Annotated in this window: 13 protein-coding genes and 1 riboswitch; of the genes, 5 read left to right on the forward strand and 8 right to left on the reverse strand. The window is 71.3% G+C overall.

Annotated elements, in window-relative coordinates; translation table 11 throughout:
* Positions 1–117 precede the first annotated feature (117 nt).
* Positions 118–1,314 carry an MFS transporter gene (locus OHT51_RS35135; RefSeq protein ID WP_328882926.1) on the forward strand — a complete coding sequence of 399 codons (1,197 nt, stop codon included), beginning with the start codon at positions 118–120 and terminating at the stop codon, positions 1,312–1,314.
* On the opposite strand, the gene OHT51_RS35140 is transcribed toward OHT51_RS35135, so the two are convergent.
* Complete coding sequence (locus tag OHT51_RS35140) at positions 1,283–1,822, reverse strand: Repetin (protein WP_328882927.1); 540 nt, start codon at positions 1,820–1,822, stop codon at positions 1,283–1,285. The genes OHT51_RS35135 and OHT51_RS35140 overlap by 32 nt on opposite strands.
* Positions 1,823–2,140: 318 nt before the next feature.
* Between OHT51_RS35140 and OHT51_RS35145 the strand changes: the two genes are divergently transcribed.
* Both OHT51_RS35145 and OHT51_RS35150 read left to right on the forward strand, forming a co-directional pair.
* Positions 2,141–2,929, forward strand: coding sequence for a carbon-nitrogen hydrolase family protein (locus OHT51_RS35145; protein WP_328882928.1), 789 nt, complete (start codon positions 2,141–2,143; stop codon positions 2,927–2,929).
* Between the two features lie 50 nt (positions 2,930–2,979).
* Positions 2,980–4,695, forward strand: coding sequence for a flavin monoamine oxidase family protein (locus OHT51_RS35150; RefSeq protein ID WP_328882929.1), 1,716 nt, complete (start codon positions 2,980–2,982; stop codon positions 4,693–4,695).
* Positions 4,696–4,701: 6 nt separating this feature from the next.
* Here OHT51_RS35150 and OHT51_RS35155 read toward each other — a convergent pair whose 3' ends face one another.
* Positions 4,702–5,631, reverse strand: coding sequence for an LLM class F420-dependent oxidoreductase (locus tag OHT51_RS35155; RefSeq protein WP_328882930.1), 930 nt, complete (start codon positions 5,629–5,631; stop codon positions 4,702–4,704).
* Positions 5,632–5,711: 80 nt separating this feature from the next.
* The gene (locus OHT51_RS35160) at positions 5,712–6,398 is read right to left on the reverse strand and encodes a DUF5995 family protein (RefSeq protein WP_328882931.1); all 687 of its coding nucleotides are present in this window, start codon (positions 6,396–6,398) and stop codon (positions 5,712–5,714) included.
* 173 nt (positions 6,399–6,571) lie between these two features.
* On the opposite strand from OHT51_RS35160, the gene OHT51_RS35165 reads away from it, so the two are divergent.
* Positions 6,572–7,711 (forward strand): glycoside hydrolase family 6 protein, encoded by a 1,140-nt coding sequence (locus OHT51_RS35165; protein ID WP_328884547.1) that lies wholly within the window; start codon positions 6,572–6,574, stop codon positions 7,709–7,711.
* Here the strand turns inward: OHT51_RS35165 and OHT51_RS35170 are convergent.
* Both OHT51_RS35170 and OHT51_RS35175 read right to left on the reverse strand, forming a co-directional pair.
* The gene (locus OHT51_RS35170) at positions 7,693–9,108 is read right to left on the reverse strand and encodes a uracil-xanthine permease family protein (RefSeq protein ID WP_328882932.1); all 1,416 of its coding nucleotides are present in this window, start codon (positions 9,106–9,108) and stop codon (positions 7,693–7,695) included. The genes OHT51_RS35165 and OHT51_RS35170 overlap by 19 nt on opposite strands.
* Before the next feature lie 107 nt (positions 9,109–9,215).
* Complete coding sequence (locus OHT51_RS35175) at positions 9,216–10,427, reverse strand: MFS transporter (protein WP_328882933.1); 1,212 nt, start codon at positions 10,425–10,427, stop codon at positions 9,216–9,218.
* A gap of 186 nt (positions 10,428–10,613) precedes the next feature.
* On the opposite strand from OHT51_RS35175, the gene OHT51_RS35180 reads away from it, so the two are divergent.
* A complete protein-coding gene (locus OHT51_RS35180; RefSeq protein ID WP_328882934.1) occupies positions 10,614–11,816 on the forward strand; it encodes an ROK family transcriptional regulator in 1,203 nt (400 codons plus the stop codon).
* 68 nt (positions 11,817–11,884) lie between these two features.
* On the opposite strand, the gene OHT51_RS35185 is transcribed toward OHT51_RS35180, so the two are convergent.
* From OHT51_RS35185 to OHT51_RS35195, 3 genes are all read right to left on the reverse strand, one after another.
* Positions 11,885–12,640: an SDR family oxidoreductase gene (locus OHT51_RS35185; RefSeq protein ID WP_328882935.1), complete on the reverse strand. Its 756-nt coding sequence runs from the start codon at positions 12,638–12,640 to the stop codon at positions 11,885–11,887.
* A 114-nt stretch (positions 12,641–12,754) separates the two neighbouring features.
* Positions 12,755–13,642: an RNA polymerase sigma-70 factor gene (locus OHT51_RS35190; RefSeq protein ID WP_328882936.1), complete on the reverse strand. Its 888-nt coding sequence runs from the start codon at positions 13,640–13,642 to the stop codon at positions 12,755–12,757.
* Between the two features lie 96 nt (positions 13,643–13,738).
* On the reverse strand, positions 13,739–16,060 hold the full coding sequence (locus tag OHT51_RS35195) for a chitinase C-terminal domain-containing protein (protein WP_328882937.1): 2,322 nt from the start codon (positions 16,058–16,060) through the stop codon (positions 13,739–13,741).
* A 215-nt stretch (positions 16,061–16,275) separates the two neighbouring features.
* Positions 16,276–16,406: riboswitch (FMN riboswitch) on the forward strand.
* Positions 16,407–16,478: the final 72 nt, after the last annotated feature.

A 16,478-nucleotide genomic window follows, 5' to 3' on the forward strand; every position in this document is an offset into this window, starting at 1 on the left:
GGATCGGCCTACCATCGATGCCATGACCTGGCGACATTGATCCACCAGCCGTGCCTCCCGAGGGCCACCTCGGCCGCCGTACCCCCGGCGTCCGAACTGTCCCTGCGGGAAGGCCTCATGACACTCTCACCTGCACGCGTGCCCGAACTCGGCGTCCGCCGCCTCACGGCCACGCTGTACGGCTACTCGTTCCTCGACGACTTCGTCCTGCTCTACCCGGTGTACGCGCTGCTGTTCGCCGACACCGGCATGTCGCTCTGGCAGATCTCCTCCCTGTTCGCCCTGTGGTCGATCACCGGCGTCGTGCTGGAGGTCCCCTCCGGCGCCTGGGCCGACGCCGTCTCGCGGCGCCGGCTGCTGTGGATCGGCCCGCTGCTCACGGCCGTCGGCTTCGGACTGTGGGTGGCCGTCCCGTCGTACTGGGCCTTCGCGGCCGGCTTCGTCCTGTGGGGCGCCGGCGGCGCACTCGGCTCCGGTGCGCTGGAGGCGCTGGTGTACGACGAGCTGGACCACGTCGGCGCCGCCGACCGGTACGCCCGGGTCATGGGCAGGTCCCGGGCCGCGCGACTGCTGGGCACCGTCGCCTCCACCGGCCTCGCGGGGCCCGTCTTCACCCAGGGCGGCTACACGGCCGTCGGCGCCGCGAGCTTCCTGGCCTGTGTGCTGACCGCCCTCACCGCGACCCGGTTCCCGGAGCACCGGGTGCGGCCGGAGACCGGGGGTGACAGCTGGGCGACGACCCTGCGGACCGGACTCGCCCAGGTACGCAGGGACCGTTCGGTGCGTGGTGCCCTGCTGCTGCTCCCGGCCGTGGCCGCCGTATGGGGCGCCCTCGACGAGTACACCCCGCTGCTGGTCCGGGAGATCGGCTTCGCCGAGGCGACCGTCCCCTACCTGATCATGCTGATCTGGGCGGGCGTCACCGCCGGCAGCCTCCTCGCCGGACCCGCCGAACGCCTCGGCACGAGGGGGCTCGCGGCGCTGCTCGCGGGCGCGGCGCTCGCCCTTGCCGTCGGCGCCGCGGCCCGCTCACTGGCCGGTATCGCCCTGCTGAGCCTCGCCTTCGCCGGGTTCCAGCTGGCGGAGGTGCTCGCCGACGTCCGCCTCCAGCACCGGATCGACGAGTCCCGCCGGGCCACGCTCACCTCCGTGGCGAGCCTCGGCACCGAGCTGGCCACGGTCGCCACCTTCGGTGTGTACGCGCTGCTCGGCACGGGCGCCGCGCACAGCACGGTCTTCGCGGTGCTCGCGGTTCCCTACCTCGTGACGGCGCTGGCTCTGGCTAGAAGCCGGGCCGCCACGGCACGACCGTGAAGTCGCCCGTCCCCTTCTTGACCTTCTCGAAGGGGGCGGAGCTCACGCACTTGGGCAGCTCCTTCGTCTCGACGGGGCTGCCCGTGGAGGCCCAGCTGTAGCCGAGCCGGTCGTGGCCGCCGACGTCGTGGACGGTGACGCCGACCCGCTTGCCCTCGGCGCCCGGCAGGTCGGAGGAGGTGATGACCCCGGAGACGACGGCCACCTTCCCACCGGTCAGCAGACAGTCGACCTTCGCCTTCGCCCGGGCGCCCTCGCCGTTCAGGTAGTGGCTGAACTCGAAGGTGCCGGTGGCCTTCGTCGGGTCGGCCGTGTCCTTCGCCGCCAGGTGCGCGTCGAACGAGAACGTGATGTCGTCCCCGGCCGAGCGGTACAGCTTGGCGGTGCCGGTCAGCGCGGCGGCCTCGCGCTGCCGCGGCGCGTCGCCGGACGCGGTTGCGGTGGCAGCGGCTCCGGCCGTGAGCAGGAGTGCACAGCCGAGCACAACGATCTTTGCACGGTGGTTCATCGTGGTCCTTTCCGCAGGTCAAGCCGGGTCGAGTGGACGGCCCCCACTCTCCCGGCGGCGCGCCCGCGGCACATCGCGCCCGGGGCGCAACCCGCTCTCCGCCGTCCGGCGGGGGAGACCGGCCGGACCTGCGCTGCCAGGAGGAGCGGGACTACGACCGGGGTCACGCAACGAATCGCCGCCGACCTGTCAGTGCACGCAACAAACCGCTCACCGGCGCGCAACGGCTCCTCCTTGTCCGCCCCTGCCGGCCGCCCGTACCGTCTACATGGCCCCTACACGGCCCTCAACCCCCCTTCCGCCCGGTGAGGAACACGCATGCGCTCCGCCCTGCTCCAGAGCTCCGGCCGCCCCGGCTCGACCGTCGAGAACCTCAAGGTCCTCGACGAGGCCGCGGGCCGCGCCGCCGCGGCGGGCGCCGGACTGCTGGTCACGCCGGAGATGTTTCTGACCGGGTACGCGATCGGCGACGACATCGCCCGCCTCGCCGAGCCCGCCGACGGCGAGTGCGCGGACGCGATCGCCGAGACAGCCACCCGGCACGGCCTGGCCGTCGTCTACGGCTACCCCGAGCGGGACGGCGACGCCGTCTTCAACTCCGCCCAGTTGATCTCCGCCGACGGCACCCGCCTCGCCAACTACCGCAAGACCCACCTCTTCGGCTGCTTCGAGCGCGACCACTTCACGCCGGGCGAGCAGCAGGTCGTCCAGGCCGACCTCGAAGGCCTCCGCGTCGGGCTCCTGATCTGCTACGACGTCGAGTTCCCGGAGAACGTCCGCGCCCACGCCCTCGCCGGTACGGACCTCCTCGTCGTGCCGACCGCGCAGATGCACCCGTTCCAGTTCGTCGCCGAGTCGATGATCCCGGTGCGCGCCTTCGAGAACCAGATGTACGTCGCGTACGTCAACCGGGTCGGCCGGGAAGGGGAGTTCGAGTTCGTCGGTCTCTCCACGCTCGCCGGCCCCGACGGGGTCGCCCGTACCCGCGCCGGCCGCGGTGACGAGCTCGTCCTCGCCGACGTCGACCCCGTCTTCCTCGCCGCCTCGCGCGAGGCGAACCCGTATCTGACCGACCGCCGCCCCGGCCTCTACGGGACGCTCGTCTGAACCTCCGCCGCTTCCCCCTCGCAGTCGCAGTCGCAAGGAGTCCGTACCCCATGACGTCCACGGTGCCCAACGCCGTCCAGCACGCCGACGAGCAGCAGCCGCCGATCACCATGTTCGGCCCGGACTTCCCGTACGCCTACGACGACTTCCTCGCCCACCCGGCGGGGCTCGGCCAGATACCCGCGACCGAGCACGGCACCGAGGTCGCGGTCATCGGCGGCGGCCTCTCCGGCATCGTGGCCGCGTACGAGCTGATGAAGATGGGCCTCAAGCCCGTCGTGTACGAGGCCGACGAGATCGGCGGCCGGCTGCGCACCGTCGGTTTCGACGGCGCCGGCACCGAGGGCCTCACGGCGGAGATGGGCGCGATGCGCTTCCCGCCGTCCTCCACGGCCCTCCAGCACTACATCGACCTCGTGGGCCTGCAGACCAGCCCCTTCCCGAACCCGCTCGCCGAGGCCACCCCGTCGACCGTCGTCGACCTCAAGGGCGAGTCGCACTACGCCGAGACGGTCGAGGACCTTCCGCAGGTCTACCGGGATGTCGCCGCGGCCTGGAACAAGTGCCTCGAAGAGGGCGCCGACTTCACCGACATGAACCGCGCGATGCGCGAGCGGGACGTGCCGCGCATCCGTGAGATCTGGGCGCAGCTCGTCGAGAAGCTCGACAACCAGACCTTCTACGGCTTCCTCTGCGACTCCGAGGCCTTCAAGTCCTTCCGGCACCGCGAGATCTTCGGCCAGGTCGGCTTCGGCACCGGCGGCTGGGACACCGACTTCCCGAACTCCATCCTGGAGATCCTGCGGGTCGTCTACACCGAGGCCGACGACCACCACCGCGGCATCGTCGGCGGCTCCCAGCAGCTGCCGCTGCGCATGTGGGAGCGCGAGCCGGAGAAGATCGTCCACTGGCCCTACGGGACCTCGCTCGCCTCGCTCCACGACAACGGCGCGCCCCGCCCGGCCGTGACCCGGCTGCACCGCACCGCCGGCAACCGGATCACCGTGACGGACGCGAACGGCGACATCCGCACCTACCAGGCGGCGATCTTCACCGCGCAGTCCTGGATGCTGCTGTCGAAGATCGCCTGCGACGACTCGCTCTTCCCGATCGACCACTGGACGGCGATCGAGCGCACGCACTACATGGAGTCCAGCAAGCTCTTCGTGCCCGTCGACCGGCCGTTCTGGCTGGACAAGGCCGTCGACGACAGGGGAAATCCGACCGGCCGGGACGTCATGTCGATGACGCTGACGGACCGCATGACGCGCGGGACCTACCTGCTCGACGACGGTCCGGACAAGCCCGCCGTCATCTGCCTCTCCTACACGTGGTGCGACGACAGCCTGAAGTGGCTGCCGCTGTCCGCGAGCGAGCGGATGGAGGTCATGCTGAAGTCGCTCGGCGAGATCTACCCGAAGGTCGACATCCGGAAGCACATCATCGGCAACCCGGTGACCGTCTCCTGGGAGAACGAGCCCTACTTCATGGGCGCGTTCAAGGCCAACCTGCCGGGCCACTACCGCTACCAGCGCCGTCTGTTCACGCACTTCATGCAGGACCGGCTGCCCGAGGACAAGCGGGGCATCTTCCTCGCCGGCGACGACATCTCCTGGACGGCCGGCTGGGCCGAGGGCGCCGTCCAGACCGCGCTGAACGCGGTCTGGGGCGTCATGCACCACTTCGGCGGGGCGACCGACGGCTCCAACCCCGGGCCGGGCGACGTCTACGACGAGATCGCGCCGGTCGAGCTGCCGGAGGACTGACCAGGGTCAGATCCCGGCGGCCCGCGCCTTCTGGTACACCTCCGCGGCGACGTCCTTGAGTTCCTGGCCGTCCCGCAAAGTGGTCTGCAGGTCGAGGAGGACCTCGTCCACGCCGACCTCGGCGTACGCCGCGAGGTCCGTCACGATCTGGTCGGCGCTGCCCTGGAAGGGCTGACGGTCGTCACCGTCGTAGGCCTTGGCCGAGTACATGGCGTTCACCCGTGGCACCCGCTCGATCGGCATGGTGCGTCCGCGCTGGGCGGCGATGTCCTGGATCTGCTGCCATGCCGTGGCATACCCCTGCACGTCCATGGCGACCGGGATCCAGCCGTCGCCGTGGTCCACGACCCGCGTCAGGGCCTTGCCGCCTCCCGCGGCCACGAGGATCGGGATCGGCCGTACGGGCTTGGGGCCCACCACGGCCGCATCGATCTTCGTGATCCGGCCCTCGTAGGACACCGGGTCCGGGCCCCACACCGCCCGGCAGACGTCGATCACCTCGTCCAGCACCCGGCCGCGCTCCTCGATCGGCCGCACCGACGCGGCGGCGAACTCGTCGGTCGACCAGCCCGTGCCCAGACCGGCGACCACCCGGCCGCCGCTCGCCGCGTCCAGCGAAGCCAGGGCCTTGGCCAGCTGGATCGGTCCGTGCAGCGGCGCGACCAGGATGCCCGAACCCAGCCGGACGCGTTCGGTCACCGCCGCGGCCAGGGTCAACGTGACCAGCGGATGGGCCATGCCGCGGTACCAGTCCGGCCAGGGCAGGCCCGGGATGCCGTACAGACCCTGGGTGGGGGACTCGGGGACCAGCAGCCGCTCGTAGACCCACAGGCTGTCGTAGCCGATCTGCTCGGCCGTGCGGGCCACGTCCGTCACGTCCTTGGCGAGGTCGTACTGCCGGAGCTGGGGAAGACCGAGTCCGAGACGGATGGCCATGACTGGGTACTCCTTCACGATCGGTGTCCCCCCACCGGCCAACGTACTGCGAGCACGGGGAACTGCCACTCGAAGACCGGTCAGTCCGGCAGGGGCGTGAGGAGCATGCGTCCCGCGAACCCCACGGCCGCGTCCAGCCGCTCGGTGAACTCCCCGGCGAGGTCCGGGAGCCGGCGCAGCGCCCACAGCGCCCGCGCCGCCGACCAGGTGGCGTCCCGGGCCCGCTCCAGGCTCCAGGAGCCGAGCAGATGGGTGAGCGGGTCGGCGATCTGGAGCAGGTCGGGACCCGGCATCAGCTCTTCGCGGATGCGCTCCTCCAGCGAGACGAGGAGATCACCCACCCGGTCGAACTCGTCCTCCAGCTCGGCCGGTTCGCAGCCGAGGCTACGACAGGCGTCCACCACGGCGAGCGTCAGATCGTGGCCGATGTGCGCATTGATACCCGCGAGCGCGAACTGCAACGGGCGTACGCCGGGATGCCGGCGCATCTGGAAGAGCGGCCGCCAGCACGCGGGCGGACGCCCCTCCCGCTCGGCCCTGTCCACCGCCGCGAGATACCGCTCCGCAAACCGCACGTCCAGCGTGATCGCGGCCCGCGCGTCGGTGAACCGACCGCCGTCGATGTGCCCGTCCACCGCCTCCGTGACGGCGAGGTAGACGCGGTTGAAGACCGCGACTCCGTCCCGTTCGGGCAGGGCCGCTTCCAGGGCGCGCATACGGGAGATGACCGCGTCCACGGGCGTGGTGAATTGTTCGCATTGCGCCATGGGGGCAGAGTCCCAGCTTTAGGCTGACGGGAGTGTCGGCGGGCCCGGCGCTTCCCCAGAACGGGGGAACGCGCTCGCTGTGGCGGAGGGGGAGCGGGAGGGTGCCAGGCTTACGTGCCCAGCGACTGGCCGCACGCAGGTCCGAGCGCAGGAGGGCGGCCCGGCGCCATGCCATGGTCGTGGCGGCCTCGGTCGTGGTCGCCGTCGGCACGGTGACCGGCATGATGTCCGCGCTCGACGACAGAGGGCGTTCCGACCAGGCAAGGACGCCCGAGGTGACCCGCTCGCCGAGCCTGGAGCCCCTGCCGCTCGTGCCCTCGCCCTCCCCGTCGCTGACGAAGTCCCCTTCGCCGACGTCCGCTTCACCGACACCGAAGAAGAAGCCCGCCCCCAGGAGCCCCACGCCCTCGCCGACCAGGACCGAGAGGAAGCAGCAGCCCGCCGTGGTGTCCGCCCGCCTCTACCGCCACCCCGACTCCCAGGTCCTCGACTGGGTCCGCGACAACGCCGGAGACCCGCGCCACGCCGTCATCGCGTCCCGGATCGCCGCCCAGCCGGCCGCGGTGTGGTTCGCCGACTTCACGCCGGACACCATCACCGCCCGGGTCCGCGCGGTCACTTCGGGCGGGTCCGCGCTGGGGCGGGTGCCGGTGGTGGTGCCCTACGCCATCCCGGGCCGTGACTGCGGCGGGTACTCCGAGGGCGGGGCGCCCGACCTCGACGCCTACGACGCCTGGATCGACAGGTTCGCCGCGGGACTGGGCTCCGGCGACGTCATCGTCATCCTGGAGCCCGACTCCGTCGCCCAGTCCGAGTGCCTCTCCGCCGGTGAGCGCGCCGACCGCTTCGCCTCGTTGGCCCGCGCGGGCCGCGCCTTCAAAGCGGCGAACCCCAGGGCGCGCGTCTACTACGACGCCGGGCACTCCGGCTGGAACGCGCCCGGCAAGCAGGCCGGGTGGCTGAAGCAGGCCGGCGCCGCCTCGGCCGCGTCCTCCGACGGCATCTTCAGCAACGTCTCCAACTTCCACGCCACGACCGACGAGATCGCTTACGTCCGACAGGTCCTCGACGCCCTGGACGGCCCCGCGAGCCTGGGCGCCGTCATCGACACCAGCCGCAACGGCGCCGGAGCTCCGGCCGACGGGGAGTGGTGCGACCCCGCCGGCCGCAGGCTGGGCCGGGCGCCGACGCTCAGCACCGGCGAGGCGCGGATCGACGCCTATCTGTGGGTGAAGCTGCCGGGGGAGTCGGACGGGTGCAAGGGCAGGCCCGGGACATTCACCGCGTCGTACGCCTATGACTTGGCGCGCTGAGACCCCTTGCCGGTGTCGCTCTCGCTCTCCTCGTCGTAGGAGGACGTGCCCTCGTCGAGCAGCGGGTGCTGGGTCTTGAGGTGGGCGGGGGCGAACGCCCGCAGCGCGTGGTAGCCGGTGATGACCACCAGCGTGCCCAGCGCGATGCCGCTGAGCTCGAAGGTGTCGGTGAACTCCAGGGTGACGTTGCCGACGCCGATGATGATGCCCGCCGCGGCCGGCACCAGGTTCAGCGGATTGCGCAGGTCCACCTTGGCGTTGATCCAGATCTGCGCGCCGAGCAGGCCGATCATGCCGTACAGGATGACGGTGATGCCGCCGAGGACGCCGCCCGGGATGGCGGCGACCACCGCGCCGAACTTGGGGCAGACCCCGAAGAGCAGCGCGAAGCCGGCGGCGGCCCAGTAGGCGGCGGTGGAGTAGACGCGGGTCGCGGCCATCACGCCGATGTTCTCGGAGTACGTGGTGTTGGGCGGGCCGCCCACCGCGGTGGAGAGCACCGAGGCGGCGCCGTCCGCGGAGATCGCGGTGCCCAGCTTGTCGTCCAGATTGTCGCCGGTCATCTCGCCGACCGCCTTGACGTGCCCGGCGTTCTCGGCGACCAGCGCGATCACGACGGGCAGCGCCACCAGGATCGCCGACCACTGGAAGGACGGGCCGTGCAGATCGGGCAGGCCGATCCAGTCGGCCTTGGCGACGCCGGAGAGGTCGAGCCGCCAGTGGTCGGTGACCTTGCCGCTCGCGTCGGCCGAGTGGATCCGGCCGAAGATCCGGTCGAAGGCCCAGGAGATGCCGTAGCCGAAGACCAGGCCCAGGAAGATCGCGATCCGGGACCAGAAGCCGCGCAGGCAGACCACCGCCAGACCGGTGAACAGCATCACCAGCAGCGCCGTCCACTGGTCCTGCGGCCAGTACGTCGAGGCGGTCACCGGCGCGAGGTTGAAGCCGATGAGCATGACCACGGCGCCGGTGACGATCGGCGGCATCGTGGCGTGGATGATCCGCGCACCGAAGCGCCGTACGGCGAGACCGATCAGGAATAGCACGGCACCGACGACGAGGACCGCGCCGGTGACGGTCGCGCTCGAACCGCCGTCGGCCCGGATGACCGCCGCGACGCCGACGAAGGAGAGGGAGCAGCCGAGGTAGCTGGGCACCCGGCCGCGGGTGGCGAGCAGGAAGATGACCGTCGCCACGCCGGACATCATGATCGCCAGGTTGGGGTCGAGCCCCATCAGCACCGGCGCCACGAAGGACGCGCCGAACATGGCCACCACATGCTGGGCGCCGAGCCCGGCGGTGCGGGGCCAGGAGAGCCGCTCGTCGGGGCGGACCACCGCTCCGGGCGCCGGAGTGCGTCCGTCGCCGTGCAGTTTCCAGCGGACGCCGAGATCCATGGTGCGGTTTCGCTTTCGTCGTGCGTGCGGGTGACCGGACCATTGTCAGGGACGTCAGAGGTGGCTCCGACCGGGGCTGAGCAGGGCAGACCCTGCTCGCGAGGAGTTCACGGGCGCGGGTCGGGAACCGCCGCGTCCGGGCGGCTGATCTTCGGGCGGTCGCGGTCCCCCGCGCGCAGGACGCGCGCGAAGACGACCAGCCCGGAGGACAGCACGGTGACCAGGCAGAAGGACACCATCAGACTGGTGGCCTGGGCGATCCCGCCGATCGCGCTCGGTGCGACCAGACCCGAGGTGTACGTGATCGTCGCGACGCCCGCGATGGCCAGCGAGGGGTTGCTGCCGCTGCGGCCCGCCGCCGCGAAGCACAGGGGCACGACCACCGCGATGCCCAGTCCCAGCAGCGCGAACCCGGTCATCGCCAGAGCCGGACTGTCCGAGACGACGATGAGCAGGCCGCCGAGCGTGGCGAGGACGCCGCCGGAGCGGACCGTGCGCACGGCGCCGTAGCGGTCGACCACCCTGTCGCCGGCCAGCCGGGCCAGCGCCATGGTCAGCGTGAAGCCGGTCGTGCAGGCCGCCGCGAGACCGGCCGTGGTGTCCAACTGGTCCCGCAGATAGACCGCCGACCAGTCCAGGCTCGCCCCCTCCGCGAAGACCGCGCAGAACCCGACCGCGCCGATGAGCAGCGCCGAGCGGGGCGGCAGCGCGAACCGGGGCGGCGGCTCCTCGTCCTCGGCGGGCTGCAGATCGAGCACCCACCGGCAGGCCAGGATGCCGAGGCAGGTGAGGGTCACCGCGGCGAGCGCGTGGTGCAGCCGGGCGTCCGAGCCCAGGTGGGCCGCGAGCGTGCCGGCCGCCGAGCCGATCAGGGCGCCGGCGCTCCACATGCCGTGCAGCCCCGACATGATCGACCGCCCGAGGCGGTTCTCGACCTCGACGCCGAGCGCGTTCATCGCCACGTCCGCCATGCCCGCCGTGGCGCCGAAGGTGAACAGGGCCAGGCACAGGGTCAGCAGGTTGGGGGCGAGGGAGGGCAGGGTGAGCGCGAGTGTCCACAGGGCGATCAGTCCGCGCAGGGCGTTGCGGGCCCCGAAGCGGTGGCTGATGCTGCCCGCCACCGGCATGGAGACGGAGGCGCCGAGCGCGGGGAAGGCGAGCGCCAGCCCCAACTGGCCCGCGCTGACGCCGGCATGGTCCTGGATCCATGGCACGCGTGTCGCGAACGACCCGGTGACGGCGCCGTGCACGGCGAAGACGGACGCCACGGCATACCGGGCCCGCCTCACCTCGCGCAGGTCGTAGACCACTTCGCCCATCGTCCGGCCCCTCCCGGTTCTCGCTTCGTGCCGTGCGCCGCCGTAAACTATCAGGAACCCTGCCTGATAGATAGAGAATGTACCGGCCCCCGGCCCAGGCCCCCCGGCCCAGGCCCCCCGGCCCAGGCTCCCGGGCTCGGCCCCCGCCGTCCGCTCCCCGCCCCGCCGATCTGGAAGGATCCCGGCATGCCCGCATCCCCGAGCACCGCCCGGGCCATCAACGACCGGCTCGCCCTGCGACTGCTCCAGCAGGACGGCCCGTTGACGGCAGGGCAGTTGAAGCAGCTGACCGGACTGTCCCGGCCGACCGTCGCCGACCTCGTCGAGCGCCTCACCGACGCCGGCCTGATCGCGGTGGTGGGCGAGGCCGGGGAACAGCGGCGCGGCCCGAACGCCAAGCTGTACGGCATCGTCGCCGACCGCGCCCATCTGGCGGCGCTGGACGTCCGTACCGAGGGGGTCTCCGTCGTCGTCTCCGACCTGGTCGGGGCCGTGCTCGCCGAGGCGTCGGTGCCGATCGGCGGCGAGATGGGGACCGGGCCCGCGGTGGAGCAGGCGGTGGCGCTGGTGGAGCGGGTCGCCAAGGAGGCGGGGGCGGACCGGCTCCATACGGTCGGGATCGGCGCGCCGGGCCTGATCGACCCGGCGACCGGTGAGCTGCGTGACTCCACGGGCCTGCCCGAATGGCACCGCCGCCTGGTGGCAGCCCTCCAGGAACGGCTCCCCGAGGCGCGCGTCAACGTCGAGAACGAGACCAACCTCGCCGCCCTCGCGGAACAGTGCGACGGGGTGGCCCGGGACCGTGACACCTTCGTCCTGCTGTGGCTCGGCCACGGCACCGGCGCGGCGGTTGTCCTCGACGGCGCGCTGCGCCGCGGTGCCTCGGGCGGTACCGGCGAGATCGGATTCCTGCCGGTGCCGGGCACGTCGGGGCCGCCGTCTGCGGTGGACTGCGAGGGCGGTTTCCACTCACTCGCGGGGTCGGCGGCGATCGTGGAGCTGGCGGGGGCGCACGGGGTGAGTGTTGAGGGGGCATCCGTGCATGAGCCTGCGGCGGCGGGGGTGGTGAGGGAAGCGGTGGCGTTGGTCGGCGGACACGCTGCCGGCGATTCCGACCGCTTCCTCGACGCCCTGGCCGACCGCCTCGCCCTGGGTGTGGCCTCCGTCGTCGCGATCCTCGACCCCGGCTGTGTGGTCCTCGGCGGGGAGGTCGGGCAGGCCGGTGGGGCGGTGCTCGCCGCGCGGGTGGAGGAGCGGGTCCGGCGGATGTCACCGCTGGCAACGGTGGTGCGACCCAGTGGTCTGGGCGGCGGCGCCGTCCTGCGCGGAGCGCTGCTCACCGCACGGGACGCCGCCCAGGACGATCTGTTCGCCCCGCCCGACCGCTGACGTGCTTGGCCGTACGGGCCGCCTCAGCCCCTTCCCGGCGAGGATGCCGACGCCGCGGCTCAGGGCCGTCAGACCCCCCGCCCACCCCCGAACTGCCGCTCCAAATACTCCTCGAACGTCCCCTTCCCCACCGCATGCCCCGGCGCCAGATGCCCGCCCGAGCGGAACCCCTCGTACCCCTTGCCCCACAGCGGCAAGTTCACCACCGCCCGCTTCCGGCCCGTCGCCTTCAGGTAGGCGCGGGCCAGGGAGTCGAAGGTCCGTACCTCGGGGCCGCCCATGTCCTCGACCCGGCCGGCCGGGTCGGCGAGGGCCAGTTCGGCGAGGCGGTCCGCGACCTCCGCCACCTCGATGGGCTGGTCCTTCACGCGGGCCGGCAGCAGCAGCACGGGCAGCTTGGACAGCATGCCGAGCACCCTCACCAGCAGGTCGTGGAACTGGGTCGCGCGCAGCACGGTCCAGTTGAGTCCCGACTCCTCGATCAACTTCTCGACGGCGAGCTTGGACCTGTAGTAGCCGTACGGCACCCGGTCGACGCCGACGATCGAGATGTAGACCAGGTGCCGTACCTCGGCCCTGCGCGCAGCCGCGATCAGATGCGCCGCCGCCTTCTCGTCGCCGCCGCCCTGCGAGCTCGCGCAGTGCACGATCGTGTCCACGCCTTGCAGCGCCACGTCCAGGCCCGGGCCGCCCTTGCGAAGATCGACGGCATACGGCTGGGCACTCCTGCTGAGCACCCGCACCTCGTGCCCGTCCGCGCGCAGCCGTTCGCTGACGAGCCGGCCGAGTGTTCCGGTACCGCCGGTCACCAGGATCGTGGTCATGCTGTTGGTCCCTTCGGACGCCGGGCGCTCCCGGGTGGAGCGCCCCTCATCAGCTGAGACCGAGTACCCCGCCTGAAATGTGACAGCGCCGGACGTGCCCCTGCGACGACCCTTCTACGCCCGCGCCAGCTGCCGGCGTACGAAGTCCAGCTTGTCCGGGTTCACCGTGGCCCACGCGTGCGCGATCAGCCCGTCCCGCAGCTCGAAGGCCACCACCGTGAGCAGCGTGTCGCCCTCCCAGGCGGCCAGCGCGGTCGAGCCGTTGATCTCGACCGCCGTGAAGTGCATGCCGGCCAGGAACGTCCGCGTCGCACCCGCCAGGAAGCGGAACACCTTGTCCCGGCCCTCGATCGGCCGCCGGGCCGCCGAGACCTTGCCGCCGCCGTCGCTCGACCAGACGACATCGGCCGCGAGGAGCTTCTCCAGTCCACCGAGGTCCCCGTCGCGGGCCGCCGTGAGGAACGACCTGACCAGTTCCTCCTGCCGCTCGGGAGTCGACTCGAACCGCGACCGCTCCTCACCCACCCGCTGCACCGCCCGCCGGTACAGCTGCCGGCAGTTGGCCTCGGTCAGCTCCAGCACCTCGGCGATCTCCCGGTGGCCGTACGCGAACGCCTCCCGCAGCACGTACACGGCCCGCTCGGTCGGGGTGAGCCGCTCCAGCAGCACCAGCATCGCCATGGACACCGCGTCCCGCTGTTCGGCGGACTCCAGGGGCCCGAGTGTGCCGTCCGAGGTGACCACGGGCTCCGGCAGCCAGGGCCCGACGTACTGCTCGCGCCGGGCCCTGGCCGACGTCAGACGGGTGAGACAGAGGTTGGTGACGACCTTGGCGAGCCAGGCCCCCGGATACTCGATCACGTCCCGGTCGGCACCGCTGAAGCGCAGGTAGGCGTCCTGGACGGCGTCCTCGGCCTCGTCGGCGGAGCCCAGCAGGCGATAGGCCAGGCCGAACAGCCGGGGGCGGTGGGTCTCGAACTCGTCGGCGATCGCGGTCGTCATGACCTTCACCCTGCCAGAGCCGCCGGCGGCGGTCGTTGGGAGACCCGGCGGCGGGCAAGGGCCGTCGTCACCGCCGCCGGGTCGTCTGCGCGGGGCTCAGCAGGCTCCGAGGTCCTGCCACACACCCCAGTCACCGGTGGTGCCGGGCTTCTCGCCCTTGGTCCACCACTTGGCCTTCCACGAGTGCCCCTCGTGGGACACCGTGCTGCCTCCGCCGTATTCCGTCGCGGCGTTCCAGACGGGGCCGGTGCACGCTCCACCGGAAGAGGTCGGAGTGGGGGACGGGGTTCCCGGCCCCGGCTGCACGACGGTCGTCCCGCGTGCCAGGTCCCCGGCCAGCGCGTACGTCCTCCCGCCGAACGTCACCGTCCAGTTCGACGGTGTGGACACCGGCAGGTAGTACACGAAGACCAGCTCCGCCGACGCCCCCGGCGCCAGTGTCTGCCAGCCCGGCAGCTTCAGCGAGACCCGGTGGTGGTCGCCCTTCAGCCCGCCGACGTTGCTCCCGGTGTGGTCGCTGCGGATCACCGAAGTCCCCCAGCCCGACTGGTCCTTGGCGTTCCCGGGCGCCGAGGTGCCGTAGTCGAACTGGAACTCCGTTCCGCCGGGCAGCGTCGCCGTCGAGTTGTTGGTGATCCTCAGCTTGGGGCTGATGGGGTAGTTGGAGTCGCCGAGCGGGAACTGCCCGAACTCGACGTCGATGTCCAGCGCCTCGGCCGGAAGGTCGATCGTGGACCGCTTCGCGCCGTACGGGGAGGCCGACTTGAACTTCTCGTACATCGCGGAGGTGAGCGTCGTCCCAGGCTCGTACTGGCCCTTGCCCGCGTTCCAGCCGTAGTCCCCGGCCAGCTCCCACACCATCGTGCCGCCGATGCCCTGGTCGACGACGTAGTCGGCCTTGGCGTTCACCGACTGCTCGTCCTCGGTGGACAGGAACACCTTCTTCTCGGCGTTCCACAGCCAGGGCGCCACCAGCGTGGAGTCGTACTTGCGGGCGTACGTGCCGCTCAGCCGGGTGTCGGCCGGGAAGCCGTACCTGGTGACGTAGTCCCCGACGACCCCCTTCTCCAGGTTCTTGGCGTGCCACATGGGGTTCGAACCCGCCGGTGACTCCTTGCCCGCGGTGTCGAGGTCGTGCCACAGGTTGTCGATCCCGACGGCCCCGTCGCCGCACTTGGTGAGTCCGGAACCCGCCGGACACGTCGTCGAGGGCGCCTTGCCCCACAGCCCGTCCGTGCCGCCCGTGACGTTCTTGAATCCCCTGGTGTAGTAGGGGAGTCCGATGTTGATCCGGCCCGCGGGCATCGAACCGCGGAAGTAGTGGTAGGCCCAGTCGGTGTTCAGATAGCCGATTCCGCCGTACTGGGACGTGGAATACACGCCCGCCGCCGCGAGTTCGGCGTCCCTTCCGTCGTCGAAGAGCGAGGCGTTCGGGCCGACGTACTCGTTCCAGGCGCCGTGCAGGTCGTACGACATGATGTTGACGTAGTCCAGGTACTTCTGGACCTGGAACGTCTCCATGCCGCGCAGCAGATATCCGCTGGAGGGCGCCGCGACGGAGAGCAGATAGTGCCTGCCGTCCGCCGCGCCCGCGTGGTCGAGCTTCTCGCGGAGCGTCTTCATCAAGACCGCGTAGCCCTTGACCAGGCCGGACCGGCGGGCGTTGGAGACGGACCAGTCGAAGGGGTGGCCCGCGTCCTTCATGGACGTCGGGTACTCGTAGTCGATGTCGACGCCGTTGAATCCGTACTTCCTGATGAACCCGACCGCCGAATCCGCGAACGTGTCGATACCGGCCTGATTGACCGAGCCGTCGGCGTTCGTGGCCATCGAGTAGAAGCCGCCCGAGTTCACGCGCGTGCCGCTGTCGTCGAAATAGCCGCCCGTCTCGGCCCAACCGCCCACCGAGATCAGCGTCTTGACGTCCGGGTGCTGCTTCTTGAATTTGTTCAGCAGATTGAAGTGGCCCTGGTAGGGGAACGCCGGGTCCATGTCCGCGCCGCTCACGCCGGGCCAGGTCATGCCCGTCGCCGGGTTGGCCGCACCGTCCGAGCCGACGGAGATCTTGTTGCTGTCGTCGATGTGCGCGAAGGCGTAGTTGAGGTGGGTGACCTTGTCCCACGGGATGTCGGAGGCGAGGTAGGCGGGGGTGCCGTCCTTGCCGGTGCGCCAGCCGGTGAAGTAGCCGATCACCCGGCGCTGGTGGTCGGCGCCCATCTTCTCGCGGCCGGCGGAGTCGTAGACCGAGCAGTACGGGGCCTCGACACCGGGCGTCCGGTAGAGGCCGTCGGGGCGGCAGGACTCGTTGTCGGCGGCATGCGAGACGGTCGCCGGGAGTCCGGCGAGAACCAGGCCGGCGACCGTGCCGAGGACGGCGAGCAGGGCGGGTCTCGCCCGGGTGTGTGAGGGGGACAGCAAGTCGGTTCCTCTCCACGGAAGTTGGGCAGACCCTAAAGAGGACTAGACCAGTCAGTCAATAGGTATGGACCAATAGGAGAACGGTCCGTGAGTACGGCCGAATCCCGGCGCCGCCTCCGAGTGGAGAAGTCCAGCCAAGCGGCCTGTGAGCCACCCCACAACATTCGCCCGTATGGACGCCGATCAGGCGTGGCACACTGGCTCTGTACCAGTAGCAGCGCACTCCGGGGTCGGTGAAAGTCCGAACCGGCGGTTACAGTCCGCGACCCGGTCGCCTCCAGCGGCCGGTTGACCAGGTGAAATTCCTGGACCGACGGTTAAAGTCCGGATGGGAGGCAGTGCGCGGCGGGCGGGCATTCGTGCGCGCCGCCGTACCGGTTCGTCCTCGAGGCGAGCCCTGTCCGGCGTCGCCCTCGGT

This window comes from Streptomyces sp. NBC_00299, assembly GCF_036173045.1.
Classification (GTDB): domain Bacteria; phylum Actinomycetota; class Actinomycetes; order Streptomycetales; family Streptomycetaceae; genus Streptomyces; species Streptomyces machairae.